The sequence below is a fragment of the Pseudomonas sp. ok272 genome, from assembly GCF_900109995.1.
Taxonomy (GTDB): Bacteria; Pseudomonadota; Gammaproteobacteria; order Pseudomonadales; family Pseudomonadaceae; genus Aquipseudomonas.
In genome coordinates this window covers 1-10,012 of record NZ_FOCB01000034.1, presented here as the reverse complement: position 1 = coordinate 10,012, position 10,012 = coordinate 1, and the positions used below count along the sequence as shown (strand labels likewise).

General features: G+C 60.9%; 11 protein-coding genes and 1 pseudogene. 5 read left to right on the top strand and 7 right to left on the bottom strand.

The features are described 5' to 3' along the window. Window positions 1-399 precede the first annotated feature (399 nt). Together BMW74_RS24190 and BMW74_RS24185 are read left to right on the top strand one after the other, a co-directional pair. Window positions 400-609: pseudogene (locus BMW74_RS24190) on the top strand (FCD domain-containing protein); the annotation flags it as partial. Between the two features lie 152 nt (window positions 610-761). After that, window positions 762-1,001, top strand: coding sequence for a DUF465 domain-containing protein (locus BMW74_RS24185; protein ID WP_093426617.1), 240 nt, complete (start codon window positions 762-764; stop codon window positions 999-1,001). A gap of 30 nt (window positions 1,002-1,031) precedes the next feature. Here the strand turns inward: BMW74_RS24185 and BMW74_RS24180 are convergent, their stop codons facing one another. The 4 genes from BMW74_RS24180 to BMW74_RS24165 all read right to left on the bottom strand — a co-directional run bounded on the left by BMW74_RS24180 (window position 1,032) and on the right by BMW74_RS24165 (window position 4,324). Further along, window positions 1,032-2,174: a sterol desaturase/SRPBCC family protein gene (locus tag BMW74_RS24180; protein ID WP_093426616.1), complete on the bottom strand. Its 1,143-nt coding sequence runs from the start codon at window positions 2,172-2,174 to the stop codon at window positions 1,032-1,034. Between the two features lie 83 nt (window positions 2,175-2,257). Next, window positions 2,258-3,121: a LysR family transcriptional regulator gene (locus BMW74_RS24175; protein ID WP_093426615.1), complete on the bottom strand. Its 864-nt coding sequence runs from the start codon at window positions 3,119-3,121 to the stop codon at window positions 2,258-2,260. Window positions 3,122-3,248: 127 nt separating this feature from the next. After that, complete coding sequence (locus BMW74_RS24170) at window positions 3,249-3,563, bottom strand: SCP2 sterol-binding domain-containing protein (RefSeq protein WP_093426614.1); 315 nt, start codon at window positions 3,561-3,563, stop codon at window positions 3,249-3,251. A 50-nt stretch (window positions 3,564-3,613) separates the two neighbouring features. Continuing rightward, window positions 3,614-4,324 carry a histidine phosphatase family protein gene (locus BMW74_RS24165; RefSeq protein WP_093426613.1) on the bottom strand — a complete coding sequence of 237 codons (711 nt, stop codon included), beginning with the start codon at window positions 4,322-4,324 and terminating at the stop codon, window positions 3,614-3,616. A gap of 206 nt (window positions 4,325-4,530) precedes the next feature. On the opposite strand from BMW74_RS24165, the gene sohB reads away from it, so the two are divergent. Beyond that, window positions 4,531-5,562: a protease SohB gene (gene sohB / locus BMW74_RS24160; protein WP_093426612.1), complete on the top strand. Its 1,032-nt coding sequence runs from the start codon at window positions 4,531-4,533 to the stop codon at window positions 5,560-5,562. A gap of 63 nt (window positions 5,563-5,625) precedes the next feature. Here the strand turns inward: sohB and BMW74_RS24155 are convergent, their stop codons facing one another. Then, window positions 5,626-6,120: a DUF934 domain-containing protein gene (locus BMW74_RS24155; RefSeq protein ID WP_093426611.1), complete on the bottom strand. Its 495-nt coding sequence runs from the start codon at window positions 6,118-6,120 to the stop codon at window positions 5,626-5,628. After that, window positions 6,104-7,762 (bottom strand): nitrite/sulfite reductase, encoded by a 1,659-nt coding sequence (locus BMW74_RS24150; protein WP_093426610.1) that lies wholly within the window; start codon window positions 7,760-7,762, stop codon window positions 6,104-6,106. The genes BMW74_RS24155 and BMW74_RS24150 overlap by 17 nt, the downstream gene beginning before the upstream one ends. Window positions 7,763-8,282: 520 nt before the next feature. Between BMW74_RS24150 and BMW74_RS24145 the strand changes: the two genes are divergently transcribed. Further along, complete coding sequence (locus tag BMW74_RS24145) at window positions 8,283-9,368, top strand: ABC transporter substrate-binding protein (protein WP_093426609.1); 1,086 nt, start codon at window positions 8,283-8,285, stop codon at window positions 9,366-9,368. An 8-nt stretch (window positions 9,369-9,376) separates the two neighbouring features. On the opposite strand, the gene BMW74_RS24140 is transcribed toward BMW74_RS24145, so the two are convergent. Continuing rightward, a complete protein-coding gene (locus BMW74_RS24140) occupies window positions 9,377-9,595 on the bottom strand; it encodes a DUF2970 domain-containing protein (RefSeq protein WP_093426608.1) in 219 nt (72 codons plus the stop codon). A 222-nt stretch (window positions 9,596-9,817) separates the two neighbouring features. Here BMW74_RS24140 and BMW74_RS24135 point away from each other — a divergent pair. Beyond that, window positions 9,818-10,012: hypothetical protein (locus BMW74_RS24135; RefSeq protein ID WP_256562662.1), on the top strand; the 195-nt coding region annotated here is incomplete at its 3' end.

Sequence of the window (10,012 nt, the reverse complement as noted above, 5' to 3'; positions counted from 1 at the left end):
GTCCACGGCGAACACACATCCGGGGGCAGCTCAATTCCTTGTAGGAGCGAGGCTTGCCCTAATGCCAGTCAGTTAAGCGAAACCCGCGTGGGAGCGAGCCTGCTCGCGATAGCAGTAGGTCAGTCAACGGAGATGTTGGCTGTGTTGCCGTCTTCGCGAGCAGGCTCGCTCCCACAGGTTTGGCGCCTTAACTGACTGGCATTAAGGCTTGCCCGCGAAGGCGGTACGTCTGGCGACATTGATGTTGGATGGGCTGGCCGGTTCGCGGGCAAGCCTCGCTCCTACGGGCTCAACCCAGATTCCTGCTCGCGATGGCGGTGACGAGCGGCATGGCTAAGACAGTTGCTACCACAGGGGTGTGTGGTGTCAATGCGATGTGCGCCACACCGCAAAGCCCGCGATACGGCCGTCACCCGCGACCTGCGCGATCACCTGAAGCTGGAGCAGGAAGCCGCCCGCAGTGGCGACCATGAACGGCTGATCCATCTGCTGGGCGAGTTCCATATCAAGCTGGCGCGCAGCCTGAACAACCCGGTGCTGCTGGACTGGTTCTGCCAGCTGATTTCACGGGCGTCGCTGTACGCCGCGACCCTGAAAACCGACTACCACCCGCTCAAGCACCTGATTGAGGTCTAGGGGCCTGGCTGGTTGTCGCCGCTGGTCGGATTGATGGTCGACAGTTACCACTGAGCGAGGCCATGCTGAGAACGGGTGAGCGCGCACCAAGGCGTTCGCCACCGATCAACGAACGGAGGTGTTCCATGCCGGTGAAACATGACCTGTATCAGGACCTGAGCTGCACTAAGGAAGTCGTCCAGCAGAAGCGGGCCAACGACCCCCATCTCAATGCATTGCTGGATAAATACTCGGTTGTCGATAATCAGGTGCTGAGCGCGGAGGCCCAGGCCCTGGGGGATGACGACGTGAGGAAGCTCAAGGAAAAACGCCTTTCGATCAAAGACGAAATCTCCAAGAGTCTCAATGGCTCTGTCAGCAGGTGAGTGATGGGCGGGGGCGCCATGGCGCCCCCGTCAGGCGAGCGCCCCGGCCTGGCTGGCCAGGGTGAGCTGGGCCATGTCGCGCAGGGCCAGCATCGAGGCGGTCGATTCACGTTCGATCCGCCGCTTGAGCAGCAATCGGTTGGCCAGGCGCATCAGCGGGCTGGCGAATCGATACTCCAGGGTGCGTACAAATCGTGTGCCGTCGCCCTCACGGCTGCACTCGTAGGTCAACAACACCTCCAGGCCATGATCGCCCTGGGCCCGGGCGCACCAACGGCGGCCTGGCAAGTATTCGCTGACCTCCCAACTCAAATGCCCGGCCCGGCCGCCAGCATGAATGTCCTCCTCAAAACGCGCCCCGGCATGCAACGGCCCAGGCTGGCCATCGACCTTCAGCGATGAAGGGTGCCACTCGGGCCAGCAGGTCGTGGTGCTGGCATAGGCGAGCACGGCGATCGGGTCGCGGGCGATGTCGATCTGGTGTTGTAGGCGAGTCATGGACGCGCTCGTGGCGCGGTGGGGTTCGGCTTCCCAATACAGGGTGCCGAACAGATAGTCGGTCAGCGGGAATACGATATTGAAATTGCGCGCTTGCATCAGTTCGCGGCGGTGATGCAGTTCGTGCAGGCGGCGCATCTGGCGGATCCACGGCAGACGGGTGATGGGATTGGCCGCTGGCAAGTGCTCGCAGGCGTGGAACACTTCGTACGTCAGGTAGCCAAGGATCATGCACCCGGCAGCCAGGCCTGCCACGTTGCCATTCAACGAGTTGAGCAACCACCAGGCGGGCAGGGTGATCAGCAGGCACTGCAGCACAATCAGCCAGGCCGGGAACAGGATCACCCGGAAATCACCGGCGGTTTCGTAGGCCATGTGGCCGGGGGCGAAAAAGCTATGGTGATCGCCGGTGTGGCGCGAGTAGAACAGCCGGGAGAGCGCGTGTTTGTGGTGTCCCAAGTAACGGTGCACGCCATAGATCGCGACATTGACCAGCAACAGTGTCAACGGCACGGCCAGCCATTCCAGGGGCTGCACCTGATGCACCGAGCCCCAGCACAACGCAATGGCTGCGCTCCCGAATGCCAGCACGAAACCGGCATGCAGCCACGGGTTATAGAACCGATGGACCTGGGCTCGGTACTGGGTGCGAAATGCCTGGGTTGTTTGCCTCACCGCGCTCACCTGTTGTCGTTGTTATTGACAGAAGATTAGTCGCGGCCAAAACATCCGGCCAGCGGTTCAAGCGAAAGGCCGGCTTAGATCAGCGGGTCCCAGCGCTGGGACCAGTCACTGTCGCTTTTGATCACCTTGCGCAGCAACTCGAAGGCTTGCTGCAACACCGGCGAATCACGATCGCGCGAATACACCAGGTAGGTCGGGTAGCTGAACTCCGGGGCCTTGGGTACACGTTCCAGGGCGCCGCTGTCGAGGTAGGCCTGGACCACTCGGGTCCGGAAGTAGCCCGCGCCGCCGTTCTGCAGGATGTACTGCAACGCCAGCGGACCGAGGTTGAAGCCCAGCGCGGCGCGCGCCTTGTCCGGGAGTGCGGCGTCATGTTGGCGGCGAAACGCGTTGCCCCAATCGACATAAATGTAGGGCTCGGGACGTGTCGGCTCGCGCACCAGGATCAGCTTTTCCTCCAGCAGTTGCTCGACCTGCAGTTGGGGCCAGTACTCGGGTTGATAGACCAATGCCGCGTCCAGCACGCCCATTTCCAGTTGCTTGAGCAGGCTCTCGCCGCTGGCGATTTCTGTACGCAAGGCGTAGGCCGGAATGTGCTGGCGGATCTCGCGGGCCCAACTGAGCATCAGTGGGTTACATAGGCTGACTTCCCCACCGATGTGCAGCACGTTGCGAAAGCCATCCGGCAGCGGCAGGTTACGGCGTGCGGCGTCCCAGGTTTGCACCAGTTGATTGGCGTACACCACGAAGGCCTCGCCATCGGTGGTCAGGCGGGCGCCCGCGCGATTGCGCACGAATAGGGTGCTGCTCAACTGGCTTTCGAGCTTCTGCACCCGTGCGGTGATTGCCGTCTGGGTCACGTGCAACTTCTGCGCGGCGGCGGCGAGGCTGCCGCAACGGACGATTTCCAGGAAGGTACGGGCGAGATCGATGTCCATGGGCGGCCGCTGGCAGAAAGAGCTGGGCAGTGTAGAGCAAGATGTACGTGGGCATAAACGACCCATCCCGCCACAGGGGCGGGATGGGTGTGCAGCCAGCAGGGCTTCCGGTGGGGAAGCCGCTGTCTTAGGCCGGGAACAGCTCGGACAGTTTCATCGCCAGCATCATGTCGCCTTCAGCGCGCAGTTTGCCGCCCATGAACGCCTGCATGCCGTCGGTCGAACCGTCGACGATGCCTTGCAGGGTTTCGCCGTCCATGACCAGGGTCACTTGGGCGTCTGGGTTCTCGCCTTCTTTCAGTTCGCAGGTGCTGTCCTTGACGATCAGCGAGAAGTTCTTGTCTTCGTCGATGCGGAAACCGAAAACCAGGTCCAGGCCGGCAGCAGCGGCTGGGTTGAACTTGGCTTTCATGGCTTGTACGGCGTCAGCTACGGAGGTCATGGTTCGATCCTTTTATCAAGTGTTACAGCAAGGGTCACAGTGATCCGGACTCAGCGCAAGGTGATGAGTTCCGGGGCCTTCAACAGTTGCAAGTGGGTGTGACTGTTGAAGGAAGCCAGTGCCACGTCGCGACCACGAAACTTCAGGTGGTTGAGCGAGGTGTTGACGATTTGCCAGTTCAGCTCGAAAGCCTGTTTGGCCGGCATTTGGGTGATCAGGTGGAGCAAGGCGGTAATGGTGCCGCCGGAGGTAAACACGGCGATCTTCTGGGTGTTGTCGGCCTGTTCGAGAATCCGCTGCAGGCCGCCCTGGACGCGCTCGACAAAAGCGAGCCAGCTTTCCAGACCGGGTGGATCGTACGTTCCAGCCAGCCAGCGTTCGATGATCAGGGCGAAGATGCGCTGGAACTCACCACGGTTGTGCTTGGCATTACGCAGGACGTGCAGCGCTTCAGGTTCTGCGGGCAGCAGGTCTGGCAGCAGTGCACGAATGACTGCTTCAGCATCGAATTCATTGAAGGCGGGGTCTATTTCCAGCACCGGTACCGGCAGGCCGACAGCGCCAAATTGCGCCAGGGCGCTGGTCGCGGTGTGTTGCTGGCGACGCAGGTCGCCCGACAGGCATCGGTCGAAACTCAAGCCCAGGTCAGCCAGGTGGCTGCCGAGGATTTCTGCCTGATGCACACCGGTCGGGGACAAGACGTCATAGTCGTCTGCACCAAAAGAGGCCTGGCCATGTCGAATCAAATAGATGCTGCCCACGTCCGCGTCATCCCGGTACGTTGAAGGTTTGGCGAGGTTATGGGGATGGCGCTTGGCTGTCAATGAAAAAACATACGCTTGTTTGAAATGCCCGTTGGAGGGGCGTTACCGCAGGTTTCACGGCTGGTCGCCACGCAGTCCCGTGGGTATGCTGCACCCATTGCGCGCCCTTGTATCGAGGGGCGCACCGTCCTCAAGGAGTCAAAGTGGAGTTTCTTTCCGAGTACGCCAGTTTCCTGGCCAAGACCGTTACCCTGGTGATCGCCATCCTGGTGGTCCTGGCCAGCTTTGCCGCGTTGCGCAGCAAAGGCCGGCGCAAGTCTGCGGGCCAGTTGCAAGTCAGCAAGCTCAATGATTTCTACAAGGAGCTGCGTGAGCGCCTGGAACAGACCTTGCTCGACAAGGACCAGCTCAAGGCCCTGCGCAAGACCGAAGCCAAGGCCGACAAGGCCGGGAAGAAACACAAGAACAAACCCGAAACCAAGCCACGGGTGTTCGTGCTGGACTTCGATGGCGACATCAAAGCCTCGGCTACCGAAAGCTTGCGCCATGAAATCACCGCGCTGCTGTCCTTGGCCACGCCCAAGGATGAAGTGGTGCTGCGCCTGGAAAGTGGCGGCGGCATGGTCCACAGCTACGGCCTGGCCTCCTCGCAATTGGCGCGTATTCGCCAGGCGGGCGTGCCGCTGACGGTGTGTATCGACAAGGTCGCGGCCAGCGGCGGCTACATGATGGCGTGCATCGGCGAGAAGATCATCAGTGCCCCGTTCGCCATTCTCGGCTCGATCGGTGTAGTGGCCCAGTTGCCCAACGTCAATCGCCTGCTGAAGAAGCACGACATCGACTTCGAAGTCCTGACCGCCGGCGAGTACAAGCGCACCTTGACGGTGTTTGGCGAAAACACCGAGAAGGGCCGCGAGAAGTTCCAGGAAGACCTGGACGTCACCCACGCCCTGTTCAAGAACTTCGTGGCCCAATATCGTCCGCAACTGGCGATTGATGAGGTGGCCACCGGCGAAGTCTGGCTGGGCGTCGCGGCGCTGGATAAGCAACTGGTCGACGAGCTGAAAACCAGCGACGAGTACCTGGCCGAGCGGGCCAAGGGCGCCGAGCTGTACCACCTGCACTACGCCGAGCGCAAAAGCCTGCAAGAACGCGTTGGCCTGGCCGCGAGTGGGTCAATTGATCGGGTGCTGCTGACGTGGTGGAGTCGCCTGACCCAGCAACGCTTCTGGTAACCGCGCCGACAAAAAAAGCCCTGAAGCGGATGTCCGGTTCAGGGCTTTTTCATGGGTCGCTACTTAGCGGCGACGAAACAGCGGCAGCGGTTCGTCAGTGGCGGCCTGGTAGGTCACCGAGAAGTCCTTGAGGCTTTCCAGGGCTTCGTACGGGTCTTTGTCCGCGCGCAAGGCGAAGGCATCGAAACCGCAGCGGCGCAGGTAGAACAACTGGTCGCGCAATACATCGCCAATCGCTCGCAACTCGCCCTTGAAGCCGTAGCGATCACGCAACAGACGGGCGTTGGAGTAGTTGCGACCGTCGGTGAAGGCCGGGAAGTTCAAGGCGATGACCTGGAACTGGTTGGCGTCCTCACCGATTTCCTCGGCTTCTTCATCGGCGTCCAGCCATACACCCAGGCCGCCATCGCGGGCCAGGAGCATGCGGCTGTGTTCGCGCCACAGTTGCAAGGGCACGATGTAATCGTCGCAGTTGGTCATCTCGTCGATGTTGAAATCCTTGGGCAGCAGGTGCCAGGTTTCGTCGAGGACTTCGTTGTTCTTAATGATTCGCTGCATAGACGCGTTCCTTGAAGAGGTCGATGCCGATACGTTGATAGGTGTCGATGAAGCGCTCGTCTTCGGTACGCTGTTCCACGTACACGTCGATCAACTTGCTGATCACGTCCGGCATGGCGTCCTGGGCGAAGGACGGGCCGAGGATCTTGCCCAGGCTGGCATCGCGGCTGGCGCTGCCTCCCAGGGACACCTGATAGAACTCTTCACCTTTCTTGTCCACCCCGAGGATGCCGATGTGGCCGACGTGGTGGTGGCCGCAGGCGTTCATGCAGCCGGAGATGTTCAGGTCCAGCTCGCCGATGTCGAACAGGTAGTCCAGGTCGTCGAAACGGCGCTGGATCGATTCGGCAATCGGGATCGACTTGGCGTTGGCCAGGGAGCAGAAATCGCCGCCCGGGCAGCAGATGATGTCGGTCAGCAGGCCGATGTTCGGCGTGGCGAACCCTTGCTCACGCAACTCGCCCCAGAGGGTGAAGAGTTGGCTCTGCTCGACGTCGGCCAGGATGATGTTCTGCTCGTGGGAGGTGCGCAGTTGACCGAAGCTGTAGCGCTCGGCCAGGTCGGCAACGCCGTCCAGTTGCTTGTCGGTCAGGTCGCCAGGGGCAACGCCGGTCGGCTTGAGCGACAGGGTCACGGCCACATAGCCCGGCTTTTTGTGGGCCAGGGTGTTGCGGGTGCGCCAGCGGGCGAAACCTGGGTGCTGCGCGTCGAGTTCGGCCAACGCGGCCGCCTGATTGCTCAGGGCCTTGTAGTCCGGGTCGACGAAATGCTTGGCGACACGGTGCACTTCGGCCTCGGTCAGCGTGGTCTGGCCATCGCGCAGGTGTTCCATCTCGGCGTCGACTTTCTGGGCGAAGACCTCCGGCGTGAGGGCCTTGACCAGGATCTTGATGCGCGCCTTGTACTTGTTGTCGCGACGGCCATAGCGGTTGTACACACGCAGGATGGCATCGAGGTAGCTCAACAGGTGCTGCCAAGGCAGGAACTCATTGATGAACGCGCCCACCACCGGCGTACGGCCAAGCCCGCCCCCCACCAGCACACGGAAACCCAACTCGCCTGCGGCGTTGTGCACCGGCTCAAGGCCAATGTCATGGACTTCGATGGCGGCACGGTCGGAGGTCGAGCCGTTGATGGCGATCTTGAACTTGCGCGGCAGGTAGGCGAATTCCGGGTGGAAGGTAGTCCACTGGCGGACAATTTCGCACCAGGGGCGCGGGTCGATCAACTCGTCCGCCGCCACACCGGCGAACTGGTCGGTGGTGACGTTGCGCAGGCAGTTGCCGCTGGTCTGGATCGCGTGCATCTGCACGGTGGCCAGCTCGGCCAGGATGTCCGGGATGTCCTCCAGCGCCGGCCAGTTGAATTGCACGTTCTGCCGAGTACTGATGTGGGCGTAGCCCTTGTCATAGTCGCGGGCGATCTTGGCCATCATGCGTGTCTGGCGCGAGGTCAACTGGCCATAGGGCACGGCAACCCGCAGCATCGGGGCGAAACGCTGGATATACAGGCCATTCTGCAGGCGCAGGGGGCGGAACTCTTCTTCGCTCAGCTCGCCAGCCAGATAGCGTCGGGTCTGATCACGGAACTGCTTGACGCGGTCCTCGATGATCCGCTGATCGTACTCGTCATATACGTACATATAAGTCCTGTTCTCAGGCTTGGGCCTATCAGAATTCGCTGCTTTTTTGGCTCGCTTTGGTTCCGATATTGCCTTGGCAATTCTGCGCGCACGGCCGCGCACTCCCCACGGAGCCGGGGCAAGATACCAGTTTGCGTTTATGCGCAAAAGTGATGTTTGAGTATATGGAAAGAACCAAATCGCCTAATGAGACGGGTTATTGTCTAACCCACATTTGTCGTGCGGGCAATCATCGTCTTAACTGTGCTTGAGTCTTGATGCAGCCATCTATAAAACCGACAAGAGGCGATGCAATGAGCAATCCGACCAAAGCACGTAAAAGCGACAGCAGCGTCGACGCATGGGCCATTCTGTTCCTGATCATCCTGGTCGTGGGCACTGCGGTGTTCTGGGTCAGCCATCAATAACCCCGTGTGACCGAGCCCGGTTCGTTTATTGTCGATGAGGTGCTAATTAACCGCGATCTGCCAGCCTGTTGCTGGCTATAATGCGCGGCTAATTTCCGGGGCTCGGCTGTTTAATGTTCAAGTTTCTTTGTGGGATGCTGATCACCGCTTGCATGGCCTTCGGACCGGGCGCGCAAGCGTCATCGGTGGTATTCCTTAATCCCGGGACGTCCAAGGAAACCTTTTGGGTCAGCTACACCCTGTTCATGCAGGCTGCCGCCAAGGACCTGGGCATGGACCTGGCGGTGCAGTATTCCGAACGTAATCCTGAGACCACCATCCGCCATGCACGTGAAGTGCTGCAAGGCGCCAAGCGCCCGGACTACCTGGTGTTCGTCAACGAGCAATACGTAGCGCCGGAAATCCTGCGCCTGTCCCAGGGCAGCGGGGTCAAGCTGTTCATCGTCAACAACTCCCTGACGGCGGGCCAACTGGCCCTGCTGGGCAATCGCGCGCAAAAGTACCCCAACTGGCTCGGCAGCCTGGTGCCCAACGATGAAGAGGGCGGCTACCTGATGCTCAAGGAGTTGCTCCGCCTGCAGGGGCCCGTTGCCCCCGGCCAGAAAATTGAACTGCTGGCGTTCTCCGGCTTGAAGATCACCCCGTCTGCGCAATTGCGCGAGAAAGGCATGTTGCGCGCATTGCGCGAGCACCCGGAAGTGCAACTGCGGCAGTTGGTGTTCGGCGCCTGGAGCCGTGAGCGCGCCTATGAACAAGCAAGTCTGCTGTTCAAACGCTACCCCAAGGTCTCGCTGGTGTGGTCGGCCAATGACGAGATGGCGTTCGGGGCGATGCAGGCCTATGAAGAGATCGGCGGTAAACCGGGGGAAGACGCGCTGTTCAGCGCGATCAACAGCTCGCCCGCGGCATTGCAGGCACGACTGGATGGACGTTTGAGTGTGTTGATGGGAGGGCACTTCAGCATGGGCGGCTGGACATTGGTGCTGTTGCATGACATCGACCAAGGTGTAGCGATTGAGCAATACGGTGGGCGTGACCGACAGCTCCCCCTGCTTCAACTGATCGACCGTGCCCAGGCCAAGCGCCTGTTGGTCATGGACGGGTCCGAGGACTACGGCGTGGACTTTCGCAGCCTATCGGCCAAGGGTCGTCCCCCGAGCTATCGCTACCCCTTCAGCCTGCAAACCCTGATGCACTGAGCCCCGGCTCAAACCCCGGCCAGGTGCACCACCAATTGCACGATGCCGAACAGCGTCAGGGCGAACACCGCGGTGAACACAATCCCCAGGACCACGAAATGACTCGGCTTGCCGTGGGTGAAGTCGCGGGCGCGATTCTTCCCGCTTTGCACCCCAAAGGCCGCGGCCATCACGCTGTGCAGCATCTGCCAGAAACTGGGTGGCTTGTTGTCGACTGGATCGTCCATACATCCCTCGTCACACGATGAGTGTGGGGCAAGCATAGTCAATCTTTGGGAGGTGAGGACGGGGCGCGGCGGTAGATGTGCAAGACGACGTGTACCAGGCCGGCATAAAAATGTAGGTCGATTCCACAAACGCCCTAGGACACGTCCTGATCGTGTTTTCGAGGCGCTCCGGGGGGCTAGAACCCTCCCCATCAGATCATTCATCGTTCAAGGCTCTTCACCATGAAGGCCTTGAACATGCCGACACCCCCGATCACGTTCTTCGACCACAGCCGCCACAAGCTCCAGGTGGAGAACCTCACCGCAACGCTCGACGTCCTGGCCTTCCACGGTGAAGAACGGCTGAGCCAGCCGTTCCGCTACAGCATCGAATTCACCTGCAGCGAGCGCGACCTTGACGCCGAGCACCTGCTCGGC

What these genes read in the sequence shown, in the direction of transcription:
- BMW74_RS24185 (WP_093426617.1), top strand. Translation starts at nt 762, where the DNA reads ATGCCGGTGAAACATGACCTGTATCAGGACCTGAGCTGCACTAAGGAA.
- BMW74_RS24175 (WP_093426615.1), bottom strand. Translation starts at nt 3,121, where the DNA reads ATGGACATCGATCTCGCCCGTACCTTCCTGGAAATCGTCCGTTGCGGC.
- BMW74_RS24170 (WP_093426614.1), bottom strand. Translation starts at nt 3,563, where the DNA reads ATGACCTCCGTAGCTGACGCCGTACAAGCCATGAAAGCCAAGTTCAAC.
- BMW74_RS24155 (WP_093426611.1), bottom strand. Translation starts at nt 6,120, where the DNA reads ATGCAGCGAATCATTAAGAACAACGAAGTCCTCGACGAAACCTGGCAC.
- BMW74_RS24150 (WP_093426610.1), bottom strand. Translation starts at nt 7,762, where the DNA reads ATGTACGTATATGACGAGTACGATCAGCGGATCATCGAGGACCGCGTC.
- BMW74_RS24145 (WP_093426609.1), top strand. Translation starts at nt 8,283, where the DNA reads ATGTTCAAGTTTCTTTGTGGGATGCTGATCACCGCTTGCATGGCCTTC.
- BMW74_RS24140 (WP_093426608.1), bottom strand. Translation starts at nt 9,595, where the DNA reads ATGGACGATCCAGTCGACAACAAGCCACCCAGTTTCTGGCAGATGCTG.